Genomic DNA, 25,576 nt, shown 5'->3' on the forward strand with positions numbered 1-25,576 from the left:
TGGCGGGGTAGGCCCGCGCCAACACCCATCGCCAGGCAGGCGTGTTAAAGGGAGACCATGCCGATGGGGTCGAATCGGGCGTGGTTTTCCCGCCCGACCGAGACCCCATGGCAGGGTAGGCCCGCCAACACCCATCGCCAGGCAGGCGTGTTAAAGGGAGACCATGCCGATGGGGTCGAATCGGGCGTGGCTTTCCCGCCCGACCGAGACCCCATGGCAGGGCAGGCCCGCCAACACCCATCGCCAGGCAGGCGTGTTAAAGGGAGACCGTGCCTGGGGTTTAGCAACTCAACGACCCAACGGCGTCGTGGTGGTCGTGGCCGGTGATTTCATAAATCGGAAGAAATCACTATCCGGACTCAGCACCATGATGTCGTTATTGCTGCTAAAGCTGTTCTCGTAAGCCCGCAGGCTGCGGATAAAAGCGAAGAACGCCGGATCCTGGCTAAACGCGTCGGCAAACAGCCGGGCGGTTTCCGCATCGGCCTCGCCTCGGGTGATAAGCGCGGTACGCTCAGCCTCCGCCAGCGTACGGGTCACTTCATAGTCCGCGGCGGCGCGCAGCTTTTCCGCCTCTTCCTGTCCCTGCGAGCGATGGCGACGGGCTACCGCCTCACGCTCCGCCCGCATCCGCTGGAAAATGGCGTCCGACACTTCGGCCGGCAGGCTGATCTGCTTAATACGCACATCCACCACTTCGATACCCAGCGCCGCCATGCTGTTCGAGTTCACCGCCGGCTGCGCGCCCTTGGTTTCCCGTTCCACACGCGCCGCCGCCGACGCTATAGCGTTATCCGCCGCGGTGGTTTCCACCTCGCCATCGCCCGCGGTCCCGCTGTTAAGCGCCTCGCGCACATCGGTCATCAGACGGTTACGCGAATCGGTAACGATCCCTTTCACGTCCAGACGGCCCAGTTCGGAACGCAACCGGTCGCTGAATTTACGTTTCAGCAGCACCTCGGCCTGGGACACATCGCCCCCGCCCGTCGCCAGGTAATACCGGCTGAAGTCGCTGATACGCCATTTGATATAGGAATCGACAATCAGATCTTTCTTTTCCATGGTGACGAAACGATCGGCCTGGTTTTCCATGGTCTGGATACGCGCGTCAAGGGTTTTTACCGTTTCGATAAACGGAATCTTGAAATGCAGGCCGGGCGAGAAGATTTCCGGCTTGTTTTCGCTATCGCGCAATACCTTGCCAAAGCGCAGCACGATGCCGCGCTGGCCTTCCTGCACCACGAACAACGAGGCGTACAACACCACCAGCGCCACGACAACAATAAGGATTAAAGGCTTACGCATCGGTTATTCCCTCCCTACGCGAGTGGTGGTGTCACGCTGGGCGTTGGCCCTGCGCTGGTCCATGACGGAACCGGAACCGCTGTTTTCATTCTGGCCCGGCTCCGCCACTCCAGCGGCGTTGACGGACAGCGGCGGCAGGCGCAGCAGGGTACTGGCGCTGGTATCCTTACGGCTGGCGTCGGGGGCCGGCGGATTGCGCAGCAGTTGATCCAACGGCAGCACCATCACATTGTTGCCGCCTTTATCGTTCACCAGAATTTTACGGGTATGGCTCAATAAACGCTCCATCGAGTCGATGTAAAGACGCTCGCGGGTAATTTCCGGCGCGGCTTTGTATTCAGGCAACAGCTTGGCGAAACGCTGCACCTCGCCTTGTGCCTCCAGCACGGTGCGGGTCCGATAGGCGCGGCCTTCCTCAAGGATGCGCTGGGCCTGGCCGTTGGCGCGTGGCTGCACCTCATTGGCGTAGGCTTCGGCTTCACGAATATACTGCTGCTCGTTTTCGCGGGCGGCAATGGCATCGTCAAACGCGGCTTTGACTTCCTCGGGCGGGCGGGCGGCCTGGAAGTTGACGTCCAGCAGGGTAATGCCCATGTCGTAAGGACGGATGGTTTCTTCCAGCACACGCTGCGTATCGCTTCTGACCACGGTACGACCCTCGGTGAGGATACGATCCATGGTGTATTTGCCGATCACGCCGCGCAGGGCGCTGTCGGTTGCCTGGCGCAGGCTGTCATCGGCATTGGTGACGCTGAACAGATAGCGCTCGGGATCGGTAACCCGGTACTGCACGTTCATTTCCACGCGCACCACGTTTTCATCGGCGGTCAGCATCACGCCGGAGGCGGCCAGCTCCCGTACCGATTCGACGTTCACGGCCACCACCTGATCAATAAAGGTGGGTTTCCAGTTCAGGCCGGGCTGGACCAGGCGATCGAATTTGCCAAAACGTGTGACAACCCCGCGCTCCGCTTCCTTGATGGTATAAAAACCGCTGCCGGCCCAGATGATGACCACCGCCAGGACAGCGAGACCGACATAACGGCCGCCGCGCGCGGGACCGCTGACGCCGCCGGTGCTATCCGGTGACTTCTTGCCGCCGAACCCGCCCAGCTTCTTGCCGAGCTTACGGAAGATATCGTCCAAATCGGGAGGTCCTTGTTCACGTCCGCCTTTATTATTATTTCCGCCAGAGTTGCCGCTATTATTATTGCTGCTCCCCCACGGGTCGCGGTCATGTCCGTTATTACCGGGCTGATTCCACGCCATGTTTTAGCTCCATTTTACTTAATTAGTAGTCTTCAGGCTTTTGTTCCCAAAGGACGGTCAGACAAGATAGTCCGCCAACTCGTTTTCCTGCTTGCAAAGACGACGCCAGTCGATGATGGGTAACCGGACTATCAAACCCATGCTGCCGTCGTCTTCGATCCATTCTTTTTCAATTGCCTGAAGCTGGTAGAACCTGCTGCGTAGACGTCCCGCCTGCGGAGGCAAGCGCAGCTCGTGCTGAGCAATCTCGCCCGACAGGCGCTCGGTCAGCGCCTGAAAAAGCAACGGAATTCCTTCGCCGGTCTGGGAGGACAACCATACCCGTACCGGCACATTTTCCTCATTGCGATCGATACGCGGCACAAAATCGTCCAGCATATCGATTTTATTCATGACTAATAATTCCGGTATTTCATCCGCGTCTATTTCAGCCAGCACCGCATCCACGGCGGCGATATTTTCCTGGCTGCGCACATCCGACGCATCCACGATATGCAGCAATAAAGTGGCTTCGCGCGTTTCCTGCAGCGTGGCCTTAAACGCCGCCACCAGATCATGGGGCAAATGGCGGATAAAACCGACGGTATCCGCCAGGACCGTATCGCCGACATCGTCGACTTCTATACGCCTGAGCGTGGGGTCAAGGGTGGCGAATAACTGGTCTGCGACATACACCCCCGCCTGGGTCAGCCGGTTAAACAGGGTGGATTTACCGGCATTGGTGTATCCCACCAGCGATACCGTGGGGACATCGGCGCGGTTGCGGGCGCGGCGCCCCTGCTCGCGCGTTTTTTCCACCCGCTCCAGGCGCGAGAGTATCAGGGTAATGCGGTTGCGTAATAACCGGCGGTCGGTTTCAAGCTGGGTTTCACCCGGCCCGCGCAAACCGATACCGCCTTTTTGCCGCTCAAGGTGGGTCCATCCCCGCACCAGGCGCGTGGCAAGATGACGCAATTGCGCCAACTCAACCTGCAGCTTACCCTCATGGGTACGCGCGCGCTGCGCGAAGATATCCAGAATCAGTCCGGTTCGGTCGATAACACGGCATTGGCACAGGCTCTCAAGATTTCGTTCCTGGGCCGGCGACAACGCATGGTCGAATAATACAACAGACGCACCACTGGTTTTAACCGCTTCGGCGATTTCAACGGCCTTTCCCTCACCGACATAATATTTGGGGTGGGGTGCCTTGCGGCTCCCGGTGATGACGTGCAACGCTTCTACCCCGGCGGAAGATACCAGCGACTCAAATTCCTGTAGATCTTCCGTGTCTTTGTCTTGTGAGAAAAAAATGTGAACCAGTATGGCCTGCTCACCGGTATCGTAACGGTCAAACAAGCGTACAACCTCTCAAACGGATAATCCGCAGTTGTAACGGAGCCTTAGCGTCAGCGACACGCTAAAGCACCGCGGTATGGTTAAGCCGGATGCGCCTTATTCGACGTCATCACTTTCCTGGGGCTGTGCAGGCGCCGCAGGATTGCTGCCATGATGATAATTGCTGCTGCTGGCACCACTGGCCGGATTGTTATTGTGATGCGACACCGCACGCGATGGTACTACCGTAGAAATGGCATGCTTATAAACCATCTGACTAACCGTGTTTTTCAACAAAATGACAAACTGGTCAAATGACTCAATCTGGCCCTGCAATTTGATACCATTCACCAAATAAATAGAAACCGGAACCCTTTCCCGACGCAATGCGTTCAAGAACGGATCTTGCAAAGATTGCCCCTTAGCCATTCTATCTTTTCCTTATGTGCTTGTTGTTTGTAACAAGAACCATGTGTGGCTCTAAAATTAACGATTTAAAAAAAAAACGCGTTCAGTACTTTTCAATTGTACACAATCACCCGACCTATGCACTAACAACCTGTAATACCGTATCTAAGGCTGAATGGGGCTTATCACTATCGAGCCAGTGCACTGACCGCCAACCGCGCAACCATGTCATTTGGCGCTTGGCCAACTGACGGGTTGCGCAAATCCCACGAAACACCATTTCATCGTAATCGATTTCACCTGAGAGATATGACCACATCTGGCGATAACCCACACAACGGATGGAGGGCAGATCGGCGTGCAAATCTCCGCGCAGGTAAAGCGCCCTGGCCTCCTGCTCGAAACCGGCGGCCAGCATCTGGTGGAAACGTTGCTCGATACGCTGATGCAACTCTTCGCGGTTTTGCGGCGCAATCGCAAACTGATGAACCCGATAAGGCAATGCTTCGCCAGATATTTTCGTCAGTTCCGTTAGAGTTTTACCTGAAACGAAAAAAACTTCCAGTGCTCTGGACAGTCTCTGGGGATCATTAGGATGAATACGCGTTGCCGCCACCGGATCGATCGTCTGCAACTGACGATGCATAGCCTCCCATCCCTTAAGACCCGCTTCCAGGGCGATACGTTCCCTAATTTCAGGATTTGCCGGGGGCAAGGGGGATAATCCCTCGAGCAACGCCTTGAAATAGAGCATTGTACCGCCAACCAGTAACGGCATACGTCCGGATGCGGTGATTTCTGACATCGCCTGCAGCGCATCTCGGCTAAAATCCGCTGCCGAGTAGGCTTGCGCCGGATCTTTAATGTCGATGAGCCGATGCGGCGCCTGCGCCAGTTCTTCCGGTCCGGGTTTTGCGGTGCCGATATCCATGCCACGATAGATCAGCGCCGAATCCACGCTGATGATCTCTACGGGCAAATGCCGGCAAAGCGCCATGGCCAAGGCGGTTTTACCCGAGGCGGTCGGCCCCATCAGGAACAGGGCCGTGGGACGGTGCGCGTCGTTCATCACGTCACTCATGCTTCAGGGCCTCTACGGCGGCCTCGAGATCCAGCATCACCAGCAGGTCGCCGGGCGGATTTTTAACCCATTGCGGACACAGCCGCTCTACCTCGGCGAGCAGTTGGATTGCCTGGGAAAGGCTCCAGTCATGCTGCTCGCTGCTCAACCGGCCGGCGATCCAGCCGGCGATAATGTCGGTGGAAACCGCTTCCTTTCCCGACAGATAGCCTAACAGTTCGGGAATCAAGTTTTGTAAATTTTGTTGGCGTAATGGTAAAGGTACGCCATTAAGCGTGGCCTGAAGCTGATGAACCTGCAATTGAATCCCCAGTTCAGTCAATAAAGCCTGATGGCGATGGTAGGCGGCCACTTCGGGCTCTTGCAGCGCCATGCGCAAGGGAATCAACAGCGGCTGCGCGCGCAGACCTTCGCCCTCCGGCGTCAGCTGCCGGCGCTTGAGGCAGCGCTCCGCCACCGGCAGTGCGATAAGCGCCAGGCGCCGGCGAAATTCCACCAGGGCATAACAGGGCGGGTAAATGGACAATACCCGGCCGAAACTCTGCGCGTCGCCGGTATCATCCGGCGCGGCGGCCGACGGCAGCGCCGCGGTTTGGCGCGCATCACGCGCCCCTGCCGCGCGATCCTCCCGCGCCGGCGCGCCCGGCTGGATCAGCCGCCGGTATAATTCGCCCTCTTTTTTCTGGTAACCGGGGCCGGCGGGATAAGCCGCCGCCGGTTCGCGCAGGGCGCCCCTGCCGGACGCCCCCGCAGACACGGCCCCCCGGGCCGGGCCACCGGCGCGCCCCGGGCGTTCGGCGGCGGGGAATAGCGGCGCCGTGGCGGGGGCGGTCAGGGTATTTTTACCCGCGGCCTGGCGATTTTCCGGCGACCAGTGCGCGGCGGATTGCGCCTCGTCATTGAGGGGCAGCGCCGGCGCGGCGCTTTGTTGCAGCACCGAAATAATGGCCTGGTAAATAAAGTCATGCACCAGGCGCGCCTGGTGGAAACGCACCTCATGCTTGGCCGGATGGACGTTGACATCCACCTGATGCGGGTCCACCTCGAGATACAGCACAAACGCCGGCTGCTGGCCTTCGGTCAGTTGCTCCAGATAGGCCTGGCGGATAGCATGGTTAATCAGCTTATCGCGCATCATGCGCTGGTTAACGTAACAATATTGCATTTCCGGCAGCTCGCCGCCGCCGCGGGGGTCGGCAACCCAACCGCGAATGGTCAGATCGCCATGGCTCCACGACACCGCCAGCGCGCGCTGCACAAAAGCCGGTCCGCACAGACTGCCCAGCCGGCGCAGATGCTGGGCTTCCTGGGTCACCGCGCGATATTGCCGCACCGGCTTGCCGTTATGCGTAAGGGTAAAGGTCACGTCGAAACGCGCCAGGGCGATGCGTTTTACCACCTCGTCGATATGGGCGAACTCGGTTTTTTCGGTGCGCATGAATTTGCGCCGCGCCGGCGTATTGTAAAATAAGTCCAGCACTTCCACCGTCGAGCCCACCGGATGCGCGGCCGGCTTCAGGGTCACGTCCATATCGCGGCCTTCGGCATAGGCCTGCCAGGCTTCGCTCTGCGCCTCGGTGCGCGAGGTCAGGGTCAGGCGCGACACAGAGCTGATGCTGGCCAGCGCTTCGCCGCGAAAACCCAGGCTGACGATCGCCTCGAGATCGTCGAGCGTAACAATTTTACTGGTGGCGTGGCGCGCCAACGCCAGCGCCAGCTCGTCTTTATCGATGCCGCAGCCGTTATCGCGGATGCGGATAAGCCTGGCGCCGGCTTTTTCAATATCGATATCGATGCGGGTGGCCCCGGCGTCCAGGCTGTTTTCCACCAGTTCCTTCACCACGGACGCGGGGCGTTCCACCACCTCGCCCGCGGCGATCTGGTTGGCTAGCTGTGGCGGCAGCACCTGAATGGGCATGACGGCATTACCTCTGGCATTATGCGGGTGGAATAATCAACGTCTGACCTAACATGACATTATCGGATTTAAGCTTATTAACGCGTTTCAGGGTATCGCTGCGCACCCCATATTTTGCGGCAATGCCGGTCAGCGAATCCCCCACCGCCACTTTATGACGGCGCGCGCGGGCGGCCTGCGTTTGTTGCGGCACGGCGCCCGCCGGAATTTTCAGCCGCTGTCCTACCCAGACGACATCCCGTTTCAGTTTATTCAGATCGCGCAGCGCGGCCATGCTGACGCCATATTGCGCCGCGATGCCGGACAGGGTCTCGCCCCGTTGCACGGTATGGCGGGTCACCGTTGCCGATGCCGCCGCGCCGCCCGCGGGCTGTACCGCGCCGGCGGTGGATTGCGACACCGCCTGCACGCCGCTGGCGCCGGCATCCATCGCCGAACTGACGCCCTGCGGCCGGTTTTCCAGCTTCGGACCGTTTTGCTGCGGATGCGACGCGAAATACGCCCGCAGGCCAAGATAAATGGCGTTGGCAATTTTATCCTGGTAATCACTGCTGCCCAGCAACCGCTCTTCGCCGGTATTGCTGATAAAACCGGTTTCCACCAGAAGCGATGGAATATCCGGTGAGCGCAATACTCCAAGGCTTGCGTGCTCCGGCCGCGCTTTATGTAGCGAGCCGACGTTGCGCAACTGCCGCAGCACCCGGGTGGCGACGTCGTACCCTACCCGCTGTGAATGGCCGAACTGCAAATCCAGCACCGCCTGGCTGAGATACGGATCGGCGGCGCTGTTGGCCAGCAAATCCCCCGCGCCGCCGAGCAGTTCCGATTGCTTTTCATGCTGTTCCAGCCAGTTGCCCATTTCGCTATTGGCGCGGCGGTTGGACAAGACCCAAACCGACGCGCCGTTGGCGCTGCGGTTTGGCGCGGCATCGGCATGTATCGACACCAGCACGCTGGCGCCCTGTTTACGCGCCACATCGGAGCGGCCCATGACCGAGATAAAATAATCGCCGTCGCGGGTCAGCGCCGGCCTGAACATCGGATCGGCATCCAGCAGCGCTTTCAGTTTGCGGGCAATGGCGATGGTGACATTCTTCTCCTTCAGGCCGTTTGGCCCGATGGCGCCGGGGTCCTGCCCGCCGTGCCCCGCATCGATGGCCACCACCACCCGATCGCCGGACGCCACCGCGCGCCGCGGTCCCCGTGCGGCAGGCGCCGCGTTGGCGGGCGCGCCGTCAAACGGATTGTCCTGCGCCGCCGGCGTCGCCTCGCCGGACGCCGCGCGGGTAACGCGCGCGCGATTTGGCGACGGGGTAACCTGCGCGGGCCTGGCCTGCGCCGGCCGGGGCTGTCCGGTCAAGGTAAAGACCAGGGTATAGCGGCCGTTCTCTTGTGCGGCGGCGGCCTGCACGCGCGATTTGCGCGTCAGTTCAAATACCAGCCGGATACTCTGCGCGTCGGGCGCCTGGCTGCTGCGAATGCGGCTGATGATGTTCTGGCCGTTAAAGTTCAGCGGCAGCCCTTGGGCCACGGCGCTATCGCGGATATCCACCACCACCCGTTCCGGATTGTGCAAGGAAAAGAAGGCATACACCGGCTGCGCGGCAAAACCCAGCGTCACCGTCGAGCGCTCGTCGCCGTTGGTCACATTGATATCGCTGAGGTTTGCCGCTAACGCCTGTCCCATCAGGCACCCGAACACAATGAATAAAATCGTCCTGATCTTCAGCATCATGAATGATTTTCCCGGCGTGACGCCAGCCGCGCCAGGATATGCGCGCCGCGATCGGATCGGGGCTCCAGCTGCGCCTGGCGCCCGGCGCCGACATACTCAAGCGACAGGACGATATCGGCGTCAGGCAGTATTCCCTGGCCTTTTTGGGGCCATTCCACCAGGCACAGGGCATCCTGATCGAAATAATCACGCACGCCCATAAACTCCAGTTCTTCAGCATCCGCCAGACGGTAAAGGTCGAAATGATAGACCGTCCTCGGCGTTAATTCATAAGGTTCGACCAGGGTGTATGTCGGGCTTTTCACATTGCCCGCGTAGCCCAGGGCGCGTAAAAAACCGCGGCAAAACGTTGTTTTGCCGGCGCCCAGATCGCCATAGAGATAAATCACACAGGATTGTCGGCAGGCCGCGGCCAGCGCCGCGCCTAATGCTATGGTCGCCGTTTCGTCCGGCAAAGGTAATACACGTTTGTCCATGTCTGATTTCTATGCGATACGTTCAGGATTAACAAATTGAGATAACGCGGGCAGCAAATCCGTGGCCAGCATACCCCGCGTTCCTTTTTCCGCCGCCAGCTGGTCGGCGGTGGCGCCATGCACGACACAGCCGGCGCAGGCCGCCTCATACAGCGGCAGTTTCTGCGCCAGCAAACCGCCGATAATGCCCGACAGCAGATCGCCCATGCCGCCCGAGGCCATGCCGGCGTTACCGACATCGGCGACGGCCATGCGGCCTTCATCGTCGGCAATAAGCGTGCCGGCGCCTTTCAGGACCACCACGCCGCCGTACCGTTTAATGATATTTTTCGCCGCGAGTAAGCGGTCACTTTCAATGTCGCCTACCTTAGTATTCAGCAGGCGGGCGGCCTCCCCGGGATGCGGGGTGATAATACGATTGTGACGTTTCTGTGGGTTGAATGCCAGCAGGTTAAGCGCATCCGCATCCCACAACATAGGTTTAGTGCAGTTTTCCACAACGCGCAGCGCATTTTTCCCCCACTCCGTCTGGCCCAGTCCCGGGCCGATGACAATGACGTCCGCCCACTCGAGCCCCTGGCGCAGGGACGCGTCGTTAAGGGGCTCGACCATCAGTTCCGGGCGGGCGGTCAGCAACGATGCGATATTTTCCTCACGGGTCAGTACCCGCACCAGGCCGGCGCCGGCGCGCAGCGCCGCCTCTCCGGTCATGCGAATGGCGCCGGACAGGCCGCGATCGCCGCCGACGATCAGTAAACGCCCGTTATCCCCTTTATGGGAACAGGGATCGCGCGGTGTGAGCCAGCGCGTCAGCTGCGAAGCGGTCAGCCGTTCCATAACCGGCGCCTGGCGCGCCAGCCAGGGCGCCAGTCCCAGGTCGTCATAGTGTAGCCGTCCGGTCACGCTGCGCGCTTTGCCGGTCAGCAAACCGGGCTTGAGGGCGATAAAAGTCAGGGTATGCGCCGCGTTTATCACCGCCCCCGCCACCGCGCCGGTTTGCGCATTCAGGCCGGAGGGAATATCCAGCGCGACGACCGGGGCGGCATGGCCGTTAGCCGCCGCGATAAGGGTGCTATAAGGCGCGCGCGGGGCCGCCGCCAGGCCGGTGCCCAGCAAACCGTCGATAATCACGTCCGTCCGCTCCGGCCAGACGGCGTCGGCCCCCAGGACCGTCCCGCCGGCATCCAGCCACGCCTGGCGCGCCAGCCGGGCCTGTTCCGGCAGCGGGTGGGTCCCCTTACACTCGATAAGCGTTACCTGCCTGCGTTGCGACCGGGCCAGGCGCGCCACCACGTAGGCGTCGCCGCCGTTATTGCCGTGGCCGGCCAGGATCAGGTAATGGCCGGCAAACGGATAAAGCCAGCTCAGGGCGCGCCAGGCGGCGGCCCCCGCGCGCTCCATTAATTCATACAGCGTTACCCCGGCAAGATCCGCCGCCTCCGGTTCCCAGCCCCGCAGCCACTCCGCCCCGTAGACGGAATGTGGTAAACTTGCAGAGCTTGTTTTCTTTTTATGGTCCGCCATGTCATACCCTTTTGATCTTTTGGAATTAGCCCGGCTTATCAAGCAATGGGGGCGGGAACTGGGTTTTCAACAGGTCGGCATCTGCGATACCGATCTGGCCGCCCATGAGCCCGCCTTGCAAACCTGGCTGGACAACCAGTATCACGGCGAAATGGCCTGGATGTCCCGTCACGGCATGCTGCGCGCGCGCCCCCATGAATTGCTGCCCGGGACCCTGCGGGTCATCAGCGTCAGGATGAATTACCTGCCGGCCGGGGCCGCCTTTGCCCGTACCCTGAATAATCCCCGTATGGGTTATGTTAGCCGCTATGCGCTGGGACGCGACTATCACAAGGTTTTACGTCAGCGTCTTAAGCAGTTGGGCAACAAAATTCAGGATTGGTGCCAAGGGGTAAACTTTCGGCCGTTTGTCGACTCAGCGCCGATCATGGAGCGCCCCCTGGCCGCCAAGGCCGGCATCGGCTGGGTTGGTAAACACTCGCTAATCTTGAATCGCGAGGCCGGCTCCTGGTTTTTCCTCGGGGAATTACTCATCGACTTGCCCCTGCCGGTAGACCAGCCCCAGGAGGAACAATGCGGGCGCTGCGTCGCCTGCATGACCACCTGCCCCACCGGCGCCATTGTCGCGCCCTACCAGGTGGATGCGCGCCGCTGCATTTCTTATCTTACCATCGAACTGGACGGCGAGATCCCCGAGGCGCTGCGTCCGCTGATTGGCAACCGCATCTACGGTTGCGACGATTGCCAGCTAATCTGCCCGTGGAACCGTTTTTCCCAATTAACCGACGAGCCGGACTTCAGCCCCCGGGCGGTACTGCATACCCCGGAATTACTGGCATTGTTTGCCTGGGACGAGGCGCGGTTCCTGCGCGTTACCGAAGGGTCGGCCATCAGGCGCATCGGCCATTTGCGCTGGCTGCGCAACGTGGCGGTAGCCCTGGGCAATGCCCCTTATGAAGATAATGTCGTGCTCGCCCTGCGGGAACGGCTGGGCGAAAACGCCATGCTTGACGTGCATATACGCTGGGCCATCGATCAGCAACTGCTGCGGCGGGACGCCGGGACGGTCAGCGTACAGACCGCGCAGCAAAAGCGGCTGGTAAGGGCGATTGAAAAGGGTTTAGTTCGCGACGCGTAAGCCGCGGCAGCTGATTATAGCGCAATGTTTTAAAAATTCCCGCCTGTGGATAAAATTAAAAAACCGTTGGCAATCAAGCACGCTAAAAAAGGCAATAGGCGCCACCGACGTTTTTAAATAAATTTTAATTGATAAATATCAAAGGACTAAACTTTTCTTTTGATCTGAACACTGGTAAGGGAAAATTATTATTACGAGGCTGCGCTGTGGATAACTCTGTTCAAAACATTTTGGCCCGCGCTGTAACCGCCGCGATGCGCAAATGCATGATAGCCATTGAATGTAAGCGGATTTTGATGTTGGAGCGGGAAACGAGGCTCGAACTCGCGACCCCAACCTTGGCAAGGTTGTGCTCTACCACTGAGCTATTCCCGCTTTATGTGTGACTGAGTAACGTCTGGCTGTCTGTTGCGGGAATGACCCTGGGTCATCACGTCGACCGCCGATAAAAAACATCTGCCGAGCAAAGGCGCCTTTTCGAAACAGCTGCTTTCAACCATTTGAAATAGAAAGCTTTTTTTACAAATCCCCGCTCAGGAATGGACGAGATTATGGACTGATACCCTAAGAGAGTCAATAACTCGGCGGAAATTTATTGTCTCTCCCCGGCGAACCGTAGACGGCGATTTACCCGTTACGGCAACGGAAGGGCGGGTGGTGCGTTTACATTACGGCGCGCGACCGGCGACCTGAACCGTTATCCGGGACGGGCCGGCCGCCGGCCTTATTCCCTTGGCGAATTGCCTTGCTTTTTGTAACATCCAACCACGTCAACTGCTATCAGGACTATACCAATGCACACATCCAACACCCTGCGCGCGGCGCTCGACAGCCGCCGCCTGTTTACCGCCATGGCCGCGCACAATCCGCTGGCGGCGCGGCTTGCCGAGGAAGCGGGTTTTGACGGTATCTGGGGCAGCGGCTTTGAACTGTCGGCGAGCTATGCGGTGCCCGATGCCAACATCCTGTCGATGGGCACCCATCTGGAGATGATGCGCGCCATCGCCGCCACCGTGTCGACGCCGCTTATCGCCGATATCGACACCGGCTTCGGCAATGCGGTGAACGTCAGCTACATCATTCCGCAATACGAGGCCGCCGGCGCAGCGGCCGTGGTGATGGAAGACAAGACCTTTCCCAAGGACACCAGCCTGCGCGCGCAGGGCCGCCAGGAACTGGTGCGCATCGAGGAATTCCAGGGCAAGATCGGCGCCGCGATCGCCGCCCGGCGGCACAAGGATTTTGTCGTTATCGCCCGCGTGGAGGCGCTGATCGCGGGGCTGGGCCAGGACGAGGCCCTGCGCCGCGCCGCAGCCTATGAGGAAGCCGGCGCGGACGCCATCCTGATCCACTCCAGGCAGAAGACGCCCGACGAGATCCTGGCCTTTATCGCCGCCTGGACAGGCCGGGTTCCCCTGGTGCTGGTGCCCACGGCGTATCCGCAGCTTACCGAGGCCGATATCGCCGCCAGCGGCAAGGTGGGCATCGTGATCTACGGCAATCACGCCATTCGCGCCGCCGCGGGCGCGATGCGCGCCGTGTTCGCGCAGATCCGCCGTGACGGCGGCATACAGAATGTCGACGCCACCCTTCCCGCGGTCAAGGATATCATCACCTGGCAAGGGGATGCTTATATGCGCGCTATTGAAAAACGCTTTTTGCGCTGAGGCGTTCACGGCGCTGACCGTGGTATGGCCTGCCTGCGGGGAGGGATGTCGGGGGGCGTGCCGGGACTGCAATGAAAAATGCCACAGGGCTTTCGCCCTGTGGCATCTATCCGTCACCGCCCTGAACGGGCGCCCGCGACGTACTAATTGGAGCGGGAAACGAGGCTCGAACTCGCGACCCCAACCTTGGCAAGGTTGTGCTCTACCACTGAGCTATTCCCGCATTGTTATTCTGAATCACTTTTTTATGCCGGAAGGCATTTTTTCTTTATGCATCGCGTTTTGTCATGCCGACGAAACCCGATGTTGCAATGTTTGGAGCGGGAAACGAGGCTCGAACTCGCGACCCCAACCTTGGCAAGGTTGTGCTCTACCACTGAGCTATTCCCGCTTTTTATGCTCTATCACCGAGTGATAAAGTCCACGTCTATCGCTGACGCTATATTCCGATTACGCACGCGGCCACGACAATATTTTGCACCGGTACGGGGAGCGCATTATACGAGAAAACATTTTCCCTGCAAGCCCCGACGGGCAAAAATCTGCGCTTTTCGCTCAACTGCCGATAAAAACAGCAATATGGCGTTTTTACCGGCAATCAATGAAACATCAGCGGCTTATCCGCGCGGCCAGTGAGCGGCGCGGCGCCGGCGATAAATAATCAAAGACGAATAAAATGCTCGCGGTAATAGGCCAGTTCCGCCACCGACTCGCGGATATCATCCAGGGCCTGGTGGCTGCTGTTTTTGGTCAGCCCCTCCAGGATTTGCGGTTTCCAGCGCCGGGCCAGTTCCTTAAGCGTGCTGACATCCAGGTAACGATAGTGGAAATAGGCCTCCAGTTCCGGCATATAGCGGAACAGGAAACGACGGTCCTGGCCGATGCTGTTGCCGCAGATGGGCGATTTCCCGGCGGGCACCCATTCCCGCAGAAACGCCAGCGTTAACGCCACCGCACTGTCCTCGTCGATACGGCTGGCCCGGACGCGTTCCACCAGGCCGCTGGCGGTATGGGTGCGCACGTTCCACTCGTCCATGACGGCCAGTTGCTCTTGCGTCTGATGCACGGCCAATACCGGGCCTTCCGCCAGGATATTTAGGTTGGCGTCCGTCACCAGGCTGGCGATTTCAATAATGCGATCGCGTTCGGGATCAAGCCCGGTCATTTCCAGATCGATCCAAATCAGGTTGTTGTCATTTACCGGCATGATTTTCTCGTTGCTAAGGTTTCACGGCGTTTCTGTTAGAATACTGTGTATCATAGACGTTTTCATCGCCACGGGCGATTCATGAGCTACAAGTGAGGCACGGTGACTAAAAATAAACTGTCCAAAGGCCAGCAGCGGCGCGTACAGGCAAATCATCAGCGCCGCCTGAGAACCGATCGCGGCGTCGATTGGGATGACTCGCTTTTAGGCCAGGCCCAGGAAGGCACGGTCGTCAGCCGCTTCGGCATGCACGCCGACGTGGAAGCGGCGGACGGTATCATACACCGCTGCAACCTGCGCCGCACGCTGGGTTCGGTGGTGACCGGCGATCGGGTGGTCTGGCGGCCCGGCAGCGAGGCCTCATCAGGCATCAAGGGCATCATCGAGGCGATTCATCCCCGGACCTCGGTGCTGACGCGGCCGGATTTTTACGACGGCGTCAAGCCCATCGCCGCCAATATGAACCAAATCGTGATTGTATCGGCCATCTTGCCGGAGCTGTCGATGAACATTATCGACCGCTATCTGGTGGCCTGCGAGACAGTGGAGGTTGAACCGCTGATCGTACTTAATAAAATCGACCTGCTGGACGCAAAGGAACGGGCCTGGGTGGACGCCACCATGGAAGTCTACAGCCGGATAGGCTATCGCGTACTGATGGTATCGAGCCAGACGCGCGAGGGGATGGCAGGGCTTGAGGCGGCATTGACGGATCGCATCAGCATCTTCGCGGGGCAGTCCGGGGTGGGCAAATCCAGCTTGCTTAATGCCCTGCTGCCTCCTGAACACGCGCAGATCGTGGTCAATACCGTGTCCGATAACTCGGGACTCGGCCAGCACACCACCACCACGGCGCGCATGTATCATTTCAAAAGCGGCGGCCAGGTTATCGATTCCCCCGGCGTGCGGGAATTCGGCTTATGGCATCTGGAACCAGAACAGGTCACCCAGGGATTTATTGAATTCAGGCCGTATCTGGGCAACTGTAAATTCCGCGACTGCCGGCATGATACCGATCCGGGCTGCGCCATCCGCGCCGCCGTGGAGAGCGGCGACATTTCTGCCATTCGTTTCGAGAATTATCATCAGATACTCGACAGCATGTCGCAGGTAAAAACACGTAAATCCTTTTCCGAAACGGATCACTGACATTTATCCTGAGCGCCGCTACAATTTCTCCCGGTTCGTTGTTGTTTCACCCACGCATGTACGAGGTTTCTGTGCTCGATAGGATCAAAATAGCATTGCAGTATTTATTGCCCAAGCGTTGGCTGACCCAATTGGCCGGCTGGGGGGCCGAACTGCAGGCAGGTTGGCTGACGAAACTGGTCATCGATCTGTTCGTGCGGGTTTACCGGGTGGATATGCAGGAAGCGCAGCAGCCCGATACGTCGGCCTATCCTACTTTCAACGCTTTTTTTGTCCGGCCGCTGCGCGATGACGCGCGTCCCATCGACAGCGATCCCGATACGCTGGTCATGCCGGCGGACGGCATCATTTCCCAATCGGGACCGATAGCGGGCGAACAGGTTTTTCAGGCCAAGGGGCATCACTATAGCCTGGAAGCGCTGCTGGCGGGCAACGAGCGTCTGGTCGAGCTCTTTCGCGACGGCGCGTTTGTCACCACCTATCTTGCGCCGCGCGATTATCACCGGGTGCATATGCCCTGCAACGGCATCCTGCGGGAAATGATTTATGTGCCGGGCGAGCTGTTTTCGGTCAATCCGCTGACCGCGGCCAATATACCGAACCTGTTCGCCCGCAACGAACGGGCGATCTGCGTATTCGACACCGATTTTGGACCGATGGCGCAAATCCTGGTCGGCGCCACCATTGTCGGCAGTATCGAGACCACCTGGTCCGGCGTGGTGACGCCGCCGCGCGACGGCATTATCAAGCGCTGGCGCTATCCGACGGCGGATGAAGACGGTGCGGTGGTATTTCTGAAAGGCCAGGAGATGGGGCGGTTTAAGCTTGGCTCCACGGTGGTGAACCTTTTTGCCAAAGGCGGCGTTTCCCTGGGCGATCATCTTCACAGTCGCGCGGCAACCCGCGTCGGCGAACGTCTCGCCACCGGCATCGCCCAGGCGGACAGTCCGTTGCCTTAACCGGCCCGGAGCAACCAGAGAGAACCCGATTGCGCCCGATTATCATCCTATTGCTGGGGTGGCTGCTCGCCGCCCCGTCATTCGCCGCCGCTTTTCCCGACGAAGCCCAGGTTAAAAAAGAACTTCAGCAGGCGGAAGCGAATAAGGGCGCGGCGAATCAAGCGGAAATCATCGACGCCCTCCAGGGCGCGCTTTCGTCTATCAACGACGGCAAGGTATCCGCCGCGCGCGCCGGACAATATCGCAGCGCCATCGACAATTTCCCTCAACTGACGCGGGAACTGCGCGATCAACGCGACAGCGAACCGGACAAAGCCGCCGACGTCAGCGGCAAACTCTCGCTAAGCGAACTGGAGCAGCGCGTGCTGCAGACCAGCAGCGACCTGCAGGAACTGGCACGTCAACTGCAACAGGAGCAGGAACAGGCCCGGGAAATCAGCGACTCGCTGGGCCAGTTGCCGCAACAGCAAACCGAAGCGCGCCGGGCCCTGAGCGATAGCGAACAGCGGCTGCAGGCACAGAGCGCCAGCGCCGCCACGCCGCTGGCGCAGGCGCACCTCATGCAGATCCAGGCGGAAGCCGCCGCGCGGCGGGCGCGGGTCAACGAACTGGAGCTGGCGCAACTGAGCGCCAACAACCGCCAGGAACTGTCGCGCCTGCGGATGGATATGCTGAAAAAACGCCACGACCGGGTGGATATGGACCTGCAGGCGCTGCGCTTTCGGCTCAACAGTCTCCGCCAGCAGGAGGCGGAGCGCGCGCTGGAGCGCACAGAACAGCTGGCGGAGCAAAGCGGCGACCTGCCCGCCGTCATCACCAGCCAACTGCAGATAAACCGCGAACTGTCGGTGGCGCTTAACGAGCAGGCGCAGCGTATGGATTTAATCGCCTCCCAGCAGCGCCAGGCCGCGGCGCAGGCGCTGCAGGTCAGGCAAGCGCTGAGCACCCTGCGCGAGCAGGCGCAATGGCTGGGGGATTCGCCGGCGCTCGGCGAGACGCTGCGCGCCCAGGTGTCGCGCCTGCCGGATCTGCCCAAACCGCAGCAGCTCGACAGCGATATGGCCCAGCTGCGCGTAAGCCGCCTGCATTATGAAGATCTGATGAACAAACGTCCCCAGCTGGATCAAAGCAAGCAGGACGACGGATCGCCGCTGACGCCCGAGCAGCGGCGCATCCTGGACGCGCAGCTGCGTACCCAGCGCGAGCTGCTCAATTCCCTGTTGTCCGGCTACGATAACCAGATACTGGAAATGACGAAGCTCAAGGTAGCCAACAGCCAGCTGGTGGACGCCATGGCGGAAATCCGGGAAGCGGCGCACCGCTATCTGTTCTGGGTGGCGGACGTCAGCCCGGTCACCCTCGCGTTTCCGCTCCACGTGGCCCAGGATCTCAGGCGTTTGGTCTCGCTGGATACCGCCACCCAGCTCAGCGGCGCCATGGTCATGATGGCGACCAGCCAGGAGACGCTGATCCCGCTGTTCTGCGCCATCGTGCTGGTCGGTTTCAGCATCAGTTCCCGCCGTCATTACCACGCCTTCCTCGAGCGCTCGGCCAGTAAGGTCGGCAAGGTCAATCAAGACTATTTTTACCTGACGCTGCGCACCGTGTTCTGGTCGATAGCCGCCGCCCTTCCCCTGCCGGTGCTGTGGGCGGCGCTGGGCTATGGCCTGCAGCATGCGTGGCCTTATCCGGTGGCGGTAGCCATCGGCGACGGCGTGATCGCCACGGTGCCGGTGCTGTGGCTGTTTATGGTCAGCGCCCACTTTGCCCATGCGCGCGGTCTGTTTATCGTGCATCTCGGCTGGCCGGAGAAACGGGTGGCGCGGGCGATGCGTTATTATTCCCTGGCCATCGGCCTTATCGTGCCGCTGATCATGGCCCTGATCACCTTCGATAATCTTAATGACCGCGAATTCTCCAGTACCCTGGGCCGCCTGTGCTTTGTCCTGCTGTGCGCGGCCCTGAGCCTGGTGACCAGCAGCCTGAAACGGGCCGGCATCCCGCTTTACCTGGATAAATCCGGCACCGGGGACAACGTGGTCAACCGCACCCTGTGGAACCTGATGCTGTGCGCGCCGCTGGTCGCGGCGATTGCCGCCCTGCTCGGCCATCTCGCCACGGCGCAGGACCTGCTGGCGCGGCTGGAAACCTCGGTGGCGATCTGGTTTTTCCTGCTGGTCATTTACCATATCATCCGCCGCTGGATGTTTATCCAGCGGCGGCGCATCGCCTTTGAGCGCGCCAAGCAGCGCCGCGCGGAAATGCTGGCGCAACGCGCCCGTCACGAGGAAGATCTGTCCCCGTCGCAGCTTTCCGAAGCCGCCGCCGAAGTGGATGAGCCGATAGTCGACCTGGACGTTATCAGCGCCCAGTCGCTGCGTCTGGTGCGATCCCTCCTGACGCTTATCGCCCTGGTGTCGGTTATCTGGTTATGGTCGGAGATTCATTCGGCGTTTGCCTTCCTGGAAAATATCCAGCTGTGGGATGTGAGTTCCACCATCAAGGGCGAGGAAGGGATCCAGTCGATTTCGCTGGCCTCGGTGCTGGTCGCGGTGCTGGTGCTGATCATCACCACCCAACTGGTCAGGAACCTACCGGCCCTGTTGGAACTGGCCCTGCTGCAGCATCTGGTGCTGACGCCGGGCACCGGCTATGCGATTACCACCATCACCAAATATATGCTGATGCTGATTGGCGCGTTGATCGGTTTTTCGTGGATCGGCATCGAATGGGCGAAATTGCAGTGGCTGGTGGCGGCGCTCACCGTCGGCCTGGGCATCGGGCTGCAGGAAATTTTCGCCAATTTTATCTCCGGCCTGATCATCTTGTTTGAAAAACCGATCCGCATCGGCGATACCGTGACCATCCGCGACCTGACCGGCAATATCACCCGCATCAATACCCGGGCCACCACCATCACCGATTGGGATCGCAAAGAAATTATCATGCCGAATAAGGCTTTTGTCACCGAGCAGTTTGTTAACTGGTCCCTATCGGATTCCGTCACCCGTATCGTGCTGACCATCCCGGCGCCTCCGGACGCCGACAGCGAAGAAGTCACCCGCATCCTGACCCAGGCGGCGCAGCGCTGTCCGCTGGTGCTGGATAACCCGGCGCCGGAAGCCTATCTGGTGGATTTACAGCAGGGGATTATGCTCTTCGATCTGCGGGTGCACGCGGCGGAAATGGGCCACCGCATGCCGCTGCGCCATCAGCTGAACCAATTGATTCTTGAAGGCTACCGCGAACACGGCCTGGAAATGCCGTTCCCACCTTTCCAGGTGCGCATGGAAACCGCCAAAGGCGCAACGACGTTCAGATCCGGGTCCCTGTAGCCGCGCGGGACAGGTTCTTTCCCGCCGGCCTGACGGCACGGGCGCGGCGGCGGCGCGCCATGCCCGTTGTTGAGCCGGGGACGGCCCTCAGGCCCGCTCGACCGGGAATGCGATAACCTCGGACAGGCTGTCCGCCTTCAGCGCCAGCATCACCAGCCGGTCCACCCCCAAGGCCACCCCGGAGCATTCCGGTATGCCGTGCGCCAGCGCCGCCAGCAGGTTTTCATCAATGGGCTGCTGCGGCAAGTTCAGCGCGGCGCGCTTGCGGTTATCCTGGGTAAACCGCTGGCGTTGCTCCGCGGCGTCGGTGAGCTCGCGAAAACCATTAGCCAGTTCAATACCTTTGAAATAGGCTTCAAAACGATCGGCCACCCGGTGGTCTTCGGTACTGATTTCCGCAAGCGCGGCCTGGGTGGCGGGAAAATGGTAAACGAACGTCGGTTTATCACGCCCGATGTGGGGTTCCACGCCCATGGCAAACAATAACTGCAGCAGGGTATCGCGATCCTCCTCGACCGTGGCAATGCCGGACAGCTCGAGTTTGGCGGCGGCCTCGCACAGCTGCGCCTTGTCGGCCGACAGGGGATCGATGCCGATATGGCGGATAAACACCTGCTGATAGGACAGGGTTTCCGCACTGTCGCAATCAAGGATTTGCTGGAGCAGATCGTCCACTTCGTTCATCAGGCGGTACATATCGTAGTGGGGGCGATACCATTCCAGCATGGTGAACTCGGGATTATGGTGCCGGCCGGATTCCTCGTTGCGAAAACTGCGCCCTATCTGGAATATTGGCCCGCTGCCGGCCGCCAGCAGGCGTTTCATATGGTATTCAGGACTGGTCATCAAATAGAGCGGCAGCCCCTGCGCCGCGCCCGGCCCGACATAATGCGTCTGAAAGGGCACCAGATGAATATCGGTGACGGTGGCCTGGCTCATGGCCGGCGTTTCCACTTCGAGTAACCCGCGGTCGGTAAAAAATCGCCGGAGCTGGGTCATCACCACCGCTCTTTTTAATAGATTAGCGATGGGGGCGCTCGGTAACCAGCTTGCCATTTCGCTCATAACTTTTTCTCCCGTTAAACAGGGGATGAAGTCTACCTTTATCCGTTCAGGCAGACAAACCTAGTTCAATCCGGTCGCCTGCATCGTCCGCGGGTTGCCGCTTTACCGCCTGCATACCGCCAATGGGTGTACACTTACCGTTCAGGCAGGCTATTGATGGAGTATGTATGTCCCTATGGAGAACCGTCGCGCTGGTCGCCTCGTCCTTACTGTCGCTATCGTGCAGCGTCAACCCGCCGTCGGGCGTCCGGCCGGTGGAGAAGTTCGATGTTAACCGCTACCTGGGCACCTGGTATGAAATCGCCCGGCTGGATCACCGTTTCGAAACCGGACTCGATCATGTCACGGCGCAGTATAGCCTGCGGGACGACGGAGGCCTCGACGTCATCAATAAAGGCTATTCCCCGGCCACGCAACGCTTCCGGCAAAGCAACGGCAAAGCCTATTTCCTGGCTTCGCCGCAGCGGGCCTCGCTTAAGGTCTCGTTTTTCGGCCCTTTTTATGGCGGCTACCATGTGATCGCGCTGGATGAAGGCTATGATTACGCCCTGGTCTGCGGCCCCAACCGCGATTATCTCTGGATCCTGGCCCGCGCCAAAACGCTGCCGCAGGCCACGCGCGACCACCTGGTCGCTACCGCCGCCCGGCTGGGTTTTGCGGTGGACCGGCTTATCTGGGTGGATCAATCCTGAAACGGCCTAATGCGACAGCTTCAGGCACAGGATCCCCAGCATAATCATCGCCAGGCTGGCGATGCGCAGCCAATGTGCGGGTTCACCCAGCCACAGCATGCCGACGATAACCGTGCCGACCACGCCTATCCCGGTCCAGACGGCATAGGCGGTACCCACCGGCAGCGTGCGCATGGCCAGGCCCAGCAGCGTGATGCTGATGATCATCGCGATAAGCGTCACCACGCTTGGCAGCAGGCGGGTAAATCCCTCGGTATATTTCAGGCCGATGGCCCAGACAGTTTCCAGCAGGCCGGCGAGGATAAGTAATAACCATGACATGTGAGACGACCTCATAACGATGGGGTCGTCCCCAGAAGAAAAGACAGCTTACCAGGTCGTCCTGCTAAGGAAGGATAATCTTATGCCGCCGTTAGCAAAATGACCAATGAATTTAATTAATCGATTAGTTAAATGTGACGAAACGGTCATTTTAATCAAAATGACCGCGTCATAGTCCGACACCGCTGTCACTATCGGTTCTCATTCCCCGATAACCCGCTGACAGCGGCTATTTCACCAGGATACAGAGGCATTAGCTGAATACAGCCGTGTATATTACTGTGCAGCCCGCTGTACGGCCTGTCCGCCTGCCGAAATATCTTCACCGGCGCCGCGGGTGGTATTACAAGCCGTTAATGAGGACAACACCAGAACAGATAAAAGGGCAATTATACTTTTCTTCAACATAACGATTTCCTTTTGTAGAATCACTTTTTGTCTAAATGAAATAGCACTGCTGTGGATAAAAGCTTGCCTTTTAAGCATAGTAAAAAACCGGCAAAACATACTAAACATATGGCCGGTTGCGCACTTTTAGGACTATTTACTGGAAAATGTCCTGGATGTTGGCTGCACGATGTCTGCGAGCTACTTGCTGGCACCACGCGTAATAGCGCCGCCAAGGTGTTGCACATCTTCACCGAAGCCGCGCGCGGTATTGCAACCGCTCAGCGTCGCTGACATGACTAATGAGATAACGATCAGTTTAACTGTTTTTCCTAACATAATCGCCGGATTCCCCGCACGCCTGAAAACGCCCGGCCTGCCCTGACCCTGATAACGCCTCAGGGCATGCCGGTTGAACGGTTATTTGATGCGGGATACGTATTCGCCGGAGCGGGTATCCACTTTGATCACTTCGCCAATCTGCACGAACAGCGGTACTTTTACCACCGCGCCGGTGGTCAGGGTGGCGGGCTTGCCGCCGGTGCCGGCGGTGTCGCCCTTCAGGCCTGGGTCGGTCTCGATGATTTCCAGCTCGACAAAGTTGGGCGGCGTGACGGCGATGGGCTCGCCGTTCCACAGGGTCAGCACGCATTCGGCCTGCTCAACCAGCCATTTGGCGGCGTCGCTCACCGCTTTCTTATCGGCGGCCAGTTGCTCAAAAGTCTCGTTATTCATAAAATGCCAAAACTCACCATCGTTGTACAGGTAAGTCAGGTTCATATCCATGACATCGGCCGCCTCGACGGAATCACCGGATTTAAACGTTTTTTCCAGCACCTTGCCGGAAATCAGTTTACGGATGCGCACGCGGTTGAACGCCTGGCCTTTGCCCGGTTTTACGAATTCATTATCAATGATCGCGCACGGCTCGCCGTCCTGCATGATTTTGAGACCGGAACGGAATTCATTGGTACTATAAGACGCCATGGTGGTCCTCTTAATATTACGTGGTCGTTAAGCCAAAAAAATGGCAGATATTGTAACCCGAAACACCCCAACTAGAGAAGATTGGTTGCGTCAACTTGCCGATGTCATTACCGATCCCATCGAACTTTTGCAACAATTGCAACTCAGCGACCATCCGGACCTGCGCGATGGCGCGGCGGCGCGGCGGTTATTCCCGTTACGGGTGCCCAGGGCGTTCGTGGCGCGCATGGAGCCGGGCAATCCGGCCGACCCGCTGCTGCGACAGGTCCTCACCCTACGCGAGGAATTTCTGCAGGTGCCCGGTTTCAGCACCGATCCGCTGGAAGAACAGCAATCCGTAGTACCGGGCCTGCTGCATAAATACCGTAACCGCGCCTTGCTGCTGGTCAAGGGCGGCTGCGCGGTTAACTGCCGCTATTGCTTCAGGCGCCATTTCCCCTATCAGGATAACCAGGGCAACCGGGCCAATTGGTCAGGGGCGCTGGAGTATATCCGGCAGCACCCGCAGCTGAACGAGATTATTTTTTCCGGCGGCGATCCGCTGATGGCCAAGGATCATGAGCTGGACGAGCTTATCGGCCAGCTGGAAGCCATTCCCCATCTGCGCACCCTGCGCATCCATACCCGTTTGCCGGTGGTTATCCCGGCGCGCATCACCCCCGCTCTTTGCCGGCGCCTGGCCGGCAGCCGTCTCAATGTCGTGCTGGTCACCCATATCAATCATGCCAACGAGATTGACCGGCCGCTGCGCGAGAGTATGACACACCTGCGCATGGCGCAGGTGACGCTGCTCAACCAAAGCGTGCTGCTGCGGGGGGTAAATGATAACGCCGATACGCTGGCGACCCTGAGCGAAACGCTGTTTGACGCCGGCATACTGCCTTATTATCTGCATGTTTTAGATCGGGTACAGGGCGCGGCGCACTTTATGGTGGATGACCATGAAGCCCGGGAGATCATGCAGCAATTACTGTTGAAGGTCTCGGGCTATCTGGTGCCGCGGCTGGCGCGGGAGATCGGCGGGGAAAACAGCAAAACCCTGCTTGATTTAAAACTACGCCAGCGCTAAGCCGTGCTTCCCGACGCCGCCGGGCGGCATCAGGAAGCCAGCGGCTACGGGCATTTATAGACCTGGCCCTGGATCTTGCTGTCCAGCGGGGCAAAACTCGAGAGATAGGTTTCCGTAAAGCCGACCGGGCTGGCGGCCTTATAAATAACGTTGCCGCCCATGGCCGCCGCTTTATTGCGCAGATCGTTGGCCGCGCCGCGCATGGAGCTGCCTTCGCCGCCCTGCCCCGACAACCAGTTGCTTTGCGTGCCGGTAACCGTGCCCAGCGCCTGGCAATTACTGCCCGGCTGGTCTTCGGTGAACTTCACCGACTGCCCCGCGGCGGACAGTTCATTAGTAGTGGCACATCCCGCTAATAATAAAGTGCCCGCACCAAGACAGAGTAAAAATTTGATTCGCATCGTTATCCTCGAATAGTGATATGTCCGGCAAAAATTTTGCTGTGCGCCATATTTTCCCTTGGGCAACCGTCAGCGCATAAACCGCTGTTTACCCTGCCCATACCGCTACCTGTTTATACCTTAAAAACGGTCCGGTTGATAATTTTTTGCCAAAAAAAAACCCCGG

The 25,576-nt window shown here is 59.4% G+C and carries 23 protein-coding genes and 3 tRNA genes; 7 read left to right on the forward strand and 19 right to left on the reverse strand.

What is annotated here, in order from left to right; genetic code table 11:
* Window positions 1–288 precede the first annotated feature (288 nt).
* The 9 genes from hflC to nnr form a co-directional block, all read right to left on the reverse strand.
* On the reverse strand, window positions 289–1,305 hold the full coding sequence (hflC, locus tag ACL2XN_RS13750) for a protease modulator HflC (protein WP_410012153.1): 1,017 nt from the start codon (window positions 1,303–1,305) through the stop codon (window positions 289–291).
* A gap of 3 nt (window positions 1,306–1,308) precedes the next feature.
* On the reverse strand, window positions 1,309–2,574 hold the full coding sequence (gene hflK, locus ACL2XN_RS13755; RefSeq protein ID WP_410012154.1) for an FtsH protease activity modulator HflK: 1,266 nt from the start codon (window positions 2,572–2,574) through the stop codon (window positions 1,309–1,311).
* A 57-nt stretch (window positions 2,575–2,631) separates the two neighbouring features.
* Complete coding sequence (hflX, locus tag ACL2XN_RS13760) at window positions 2,632–3,912, reverse strand: ribosome rescue GTPase HflX (RefSeq protein ID WP_410012156.1); 1,281 nt, start codon at window positions 3,910–3,912, stop codon at window positions 2,632–2,634.
* 96 nt (window positions 3,913–4,008) lie between these two features.
* On the reverse strand, window positions 4,009–4,320 hold the full coding sequence (hfq, locus tag ACL2XN_RS13765) for an RNA chaperone Hfq (protein WP_331121869.1): 312 nt from the start codon (window positions 4,318–4,320) through the stop codon (window positions 4,009–4,011).
* Window positions 4,321–4,435: 115 nt separating this feature from the next.
* Window positions 4,436–5,368 carry a tRNA (adenosine(37)-N6)-dimethylallyltransferase MiaA gene (gene miaA / locus ACL2XN_RS13770; protein ID WP_410016631.1) on the reverse strand — a complete coding sequence of 311 codons (933 nt, stop codon included), beginning with the start codon at window positions 5,366–5,368 and terminating at the stop codon, window positions 4,436–4,438.
* 4 nt (window positions 5,369–5,372) lie between these two features.
* Complete coding sequence (gene mutL, locus ACL2XN_RS13775; protein WP_413728898.1) at window positions 5,373–7,298, reverse strand: DNA mismatch repair endonuclease MutL; 1,926 nt, start codon at window positions 7,296–7,298, stop codon at window positions 5,373–5,375.
* A 19-nt stretch (window positions 7,299–7,317) separates the two neighbouring features.
* Window positions 7,318–9,033 (reverse strand): N-acetylmuramoyl-L-alanine amidase AmiB, encoded by a 1,716-nt coding sequence (amiB, locus tag ACL2XN_RS13780; RefSeq protein WP_413728899.1) that lies wholly within the window; start codon window positions 9,031–9,033, stop codon window positions 7,318–7,320.
* The gene (tsaE, locus tag ACL2XN_RS13785; protein WP_410012159.1) at window positions 9,030–9,509 is read right to left on the reverse strand and encodes a tRNA (adenosine(37)-N6)-threonylcarbamoyltransferase complex ATPase subunit type 1 TsaE; all 480 of its coding nucleotides are present in this window, start codon (window positions 9,507–9,509) and stop codon (window positions 9,030–9,032) included. The genes amiB and tsaE overlap by 4 nt, the downstream gene beginning before the upstream one ends.
* Before the next feature lie 9 nt (window positions 9,510–9,518).
* On the reverse strand, window positions 9,519–11,033 hold the full coding sequence (gene nnr / locus ACL2XN_RS13790) for a bifunctional ADP-dependent NAD(P)H-hydrate dehydratase/NAD(P)H-hydrate epimerase (RefSeq protein WP_413728900.1): 1,515 nt from the start codon (window positions 11,031–11,033) through the stop codon (window positions 9,519–9,521).
* Here nnr and queG point away from each other — a divergent pair.
* The gene (queG, locus tag ACL2XN_RS13795; RefSeq protein WP_413722080.1) at window positions 11,032–12,171 is read left to right on the forward strand and encodes a tRNA epoxyqueuosine(34) reductase QueG; all 1,140 of its coding nucleotides are present in this window, start codon (window positions 11,032–11,034) and stop codon (window positions 12,169–12,171) included. The genes nnr and queG overlap by 2 nt on opposite strands.
* A 300-nt stretch (window positions 12,172–12,471) precedes the next feature.
* Here queG and ACL2XN_RS13800 read toward each other — a convergent pair.
* A tRNA-Gly gene (locus tag ACL2XN_RS13800) sits at window positions 12,472–12,546 on the reverse strand.
* 419 nt (window positions 12,547–12,965) lie between these two features.
* On the opposite strand from ACL2XN_RS13800, the gene ACL2XN_RS13805 reads away from it, so the two are divergent.
* On the forward strand, window positions 12,966–13,838 hold the full coding sequence (locus tag ACL2XN_RS13805; RefSeq protein ID WP_413722079.1) for a phosphonopyruvate hydrolase: 873 nt from the start codon (window positions 12,966–12,968) through the stop codon (window positions 13,836–13,838).
* Between the two features lie 148 nt (window positions 13,839–13,986).
* Here the strand turns inward: ACL2XN_RS13805 and ACL2XN_RS13810 are convergent.
* From ACL2XN_RS13810 to orn, 3 genes are all read right to left on the reverse strand, one after another.
* Window positions 13,987–14,061: transfer RNA gene (locus ACL2XN_RS13810), tRNA-Gly, on the reverse strand.
* Window positions 14,062–14,154: 93 nt separating this feature from the next.
* Window positions 14,155–14,229: transfer RNA gene (locus ACL2XN_RS13815), tRNA-Gly, on the reverse strand.
* Window positions 14,230–14,499: 270 nt separating this feature from the next.
* Window positions 14,500–15,045 (reverse strand): oligoribonuclease, encoded by a 546-nt coding sequence (gene orn, locus ACL2XN_RS13820; RefSeq protein WP_413722078.1) that lies wholly within the window; start codon window positions 15,043–15,045, stop codon window positions 14,500–14,502.
* A gap of 102 nt (window positions 15,046–15,147) precedes the next feature.
* Between orn and rsgA the strand changes: the two genes are divergently transcribed.
* From rsgA to mscM, 3 genes are all read left to right on the forward strand, one after another.
* Window positions 15,148–16,194, forward strand: a complete 1,047-nt coding sequence (gene rsgA, locus ACL2XN_RS13825; protein WP_413728901.1) for a small ribosomal subunit biogenesis GTPase RsgA — start codon at window positions 15,148–15,150, stop codon at window positions 16,192–16,194.
* 71 nt (window positions 16,195–16,265) lie between these two features.
* On the forward strand, window positions 16,266–17,153 hold the full coding sequence (gene asd, locus ACL2XN_RS13830; protein ID WP_413722076.1) for an archaetidylserine decarboxylase: 888 nt from the start codon (window positions 16,266–16,268) through the stop codon (window positions 17,151–17,153).
* 29 nt (window positions 17,154–17,182) lie between these two features.
* Complete coding sequence (gene mscM, locus ACL2XN_RS13835; RefSeq protein ID WP_413722075.1) at window positions 17,183–20,488, forward strand: miniconductance mechanosensitive channel MscM; 3,306 nt, start codon at window positions 17,183–17,185, stop codon at window positions 20,486–20,488.
* A gap of 87 nt (window positions 20,489–20,575) precedes the next feature.
* Here the strand turns inward: mscM and epmA are convergent, their stop codons facing one another.
* Window positions 20,576–21,553: an elongation factor P--(R)-beta-lysine ligase gene (gene epmA / locus ACL2XN_RS13840; RefSeq protein ID WP_410012167.1), complete on the reverse strand. Its 978-nt coding sequence runs from the start codon at window positions 21,551–21,553 to the stop codon at window positions 20,576–20,578.
* A 167-nt stretch (window positions 21,554–21,720) separates the two neighbouring features.
* Between epmA and blc the strand changes: the two genes are divergently transcribed.
* Complete coding sequence (gene blc / locus ACL2XN_RS13845; RefSeq protein ID WP_413722074.1) at window positions 21,721–22,245, forward strand: outer membrane lipoprotein Blc; 525 nt, start codon at window positions 21,721–21,723, stop codon at window positions 22,243–22,245.
* Between the two features lie 6 nt (window positions 22,246–22,251).
* Here the strand turns inward: blc and sugE are convergent, their stop codons facing one another.
* The 4 genes from sugE to efp all read right to left on the reverse strand — a co-directional run bounded on the left by sugE (window position 22,252) and on the right by efp (window position 23,940).
* Entirely contained in the window at window positions 22,252–22,566 is a 315-nt protein-coding gene (sugE, locus tag ACL2XN_RS13850; protein ID WP_410012170.1) for a quaternary ammonium compound efflux SMR transporter SugE, read from the reverse strand.
* Between the two features lie 276 nt (window positions 22,567–22,842).
* A complete protein-coding gene (locus ACL2XN_RS13855; RefSeq protein WP_162364129.1) occupies window positions 22,843–22,974 on the reverse strand; it encodes an entericidin A/B family lipoprotein in 132 nt (43 codons plus the stop codon).
* A gap of 180 nt (window positions 22,975–23,154) precedes the next feature.
* The gene (locus ACL2XN_RS13860) at window positions 23,155–23,292 is read right to left on the reverse strand and encodes an entericidin A/B family lipoprotein (RefSeq protein WP_410012171.1); all 138 of its coding nucleotides are present in this window, start codon (window positions 23,290–23,292) and stop codon (window positions 23,155–23,157) included.
* Between the two features lie 81 nt (window positions 23,293–23,373).
* Window positions 23,374–23,940: an elongation factor P gene (gene efp, locus ACL2XN_RS13865; protein WP_410012172.1), complete on the reverse strand. Its 567-nt coding sequence runs from the start codon at window positions 23,938–23,940 to the stop codon at window positions 23,374–23,376.
* A 40-nt stretch (window positions 23,941–23,980) separates the two neighbouring features.
* Here efp and epmB point away from each other — a divergent pair, with 40 nt between their 5' ends.
* The gene (gene epmB / locus ACL2XN_RS13870; RefSeq protein WP_413728902.1) at window positions 23,981–25,009 is read left to right on the forward strand and encodes an EF-P beta-lysylation protein EpmB; all 1,029 of its coding nucleotides are present in this window, start codon (window positions 23,981–23,983) and stop codon (window positions 25,007–25,009) included.
* A 44-nt stretch (window positions 25,010–25,053) separates the two neighbouring features.
* On the opposite strand, the gene ACL2XN_RS13875 is transcribed toward epmB, so the two are convergent.
* Window positions 25,054–25,410, reverse strand: coding sequence for a DUF4156 domain-containing protein (locus ACL2XN_RS13875; protein ID WP_410012174.1), 357 nt, complete (start codon window positions 25,408–25,410; stop codon window positions 25,054–25,056).
* Window positions 25,411–25,576 lie beyond the last annotated feature (166 nt).

Origin of the sequence: Sodalis sp. RH22 (assembly GCF_047324165.1) — a bacterium.
In the GTDB taxonomy this organism is placed as follows: domain Bacteria; phylum Pseudomonadota; class Gammaproteobacteria; order Enterobacterales; family Enterobacteriaceae; genus Acerihabitans.

Excerpts from the sequence above, each read along its gene's own strand:
- hflC (WP_410012153.1), bottom strand. The coding sequence starts at position 1,305 with ATGCGTAAGCCTTTAATCCTTATTGTTGTCGTGGCGCTGGTGGTGTTG.
- hflK (WP_410012154.1), bottom strand. The coding sequence starts at position 2,574 with ATGGCGTGGAATCAGCCCGGTAATAACGGACATGACCGCGACCCGTGG.
- hfq (WP_331121869.1), bottom strand. The coding sequence starts at position 4,320 with ATGGCTAAGGGGCAATCTTTGCAAGATCCGTTCTTGAACGCATTGCGT.
- miaA (WP_410016631.1), bottom strand. The coding sequence starts at position 5,368 with ATGAACGACGCGCACCGTCCCACGGCCCTGTTCCTGATGGGGCCGACC.
- mutL (WP_413728898.1), bottom strand. The coding sequence starts at position 7,298 with ATGCCCATTCAGGTGCTGCCGCCACAGCTAGCCAACCAGATCGCCGCG.
- amiB (WP_413728899.1), bottom strand. The coding sequence starts at position 9,033 with ATGATGCTGAAGATCAGGACGATTTTATTCATTGTGTTCGGGTGCCTG.
- tsaE (WP_410012159.1), bottom strand. The coding sequence starts at position 9,509 with ATGGACAAACGTGTATTACCTTTGCCGGACGAAACGGCGACCATAGCA.
- queG (WP_413722080.1), top strand. The coding sequence starts at position 11,032 with ATGTCATACCCTTTTGATCTTTTGGAATTAGCCCGGCTTATCAAGCAA.
- nnr (WP_413728900.1), bottom strand. The coding sequence starts at position 11,033 with ATGGCGGACCATAAAAAGAAAACAAGCTCTGCAAGTTTACCACATTCC.
- ACL2XN_RS13805 (WP_413722079.1), top strand. The coding sequence starts at position 12,966 with ATGCACACATCCAACACCCTGCGCGCGGCGCTCGACAGCCGCCGCCTG.
- orn (WP_413722078.1), bottom strand. The coding sequence starts at position 15,045 with ATGCCGGTAAATGACAACAACCTGATTTGGATCGATCTGGAAATGACC.
- epmA (WP_410012167.1), bottom strand. The coding sequence starts at position 21,553 with ATGAGCGAAATGGCAAGCTGGTTACCGAGCGCCCCCATCGCTAATCTA.
- blc (WP_413722074.1), top strand. The coding sequence starts at position 21,721 with ATGTCCCTATGGAGAACCGTCGCGCTGGTCGCCTCGTCCTTACTGTCG.
- sugE (WP_410012170.1), bottom strand. The coding sequence starts at position 22,566 with ATGTCATGGTTATTACTTATCCTCGCCGGCCTGCTGGAAACTGTCTGG.
- ACL2XN_RS13855 (WP_162364129.1), bottom strand. The coding sequence starts at position 22,974 with ATGTTGAAGAAAAGTATAATTGCCCTTTTATCTGTTCTGGTGTTGTCC.
- ACL2XN_RS13860 (WP_410012171.1), bottom strand. The coding sequence starts at position 23,292 with ATGTTAGGAAAAACAGTTAAACTGATCGTTATCTCATTAGTCATGTCA.
- efp (WP_410012172.1), bottom strand. The coding sequence starts at position 23,940 with ATGGCGTCTTATAGTACCAATGAATTCCGTTCCGGTCTCAAAATCATG.
- epmB (WP_413728902.1), top strand. The coding sequence starts at position 23,981 with ATGGCAGATATTGTAACCCGAAACACCCCAACTAGAGAAGATTGGTTG.
- ACL2XN_RS13875 (WP_410012174.1), bottom strand. The coding sequence starts at position 25,410 with ATGCGAATCAAATTTTTACTCTGTCTTGGTGCGGGCACTTTATTATTA.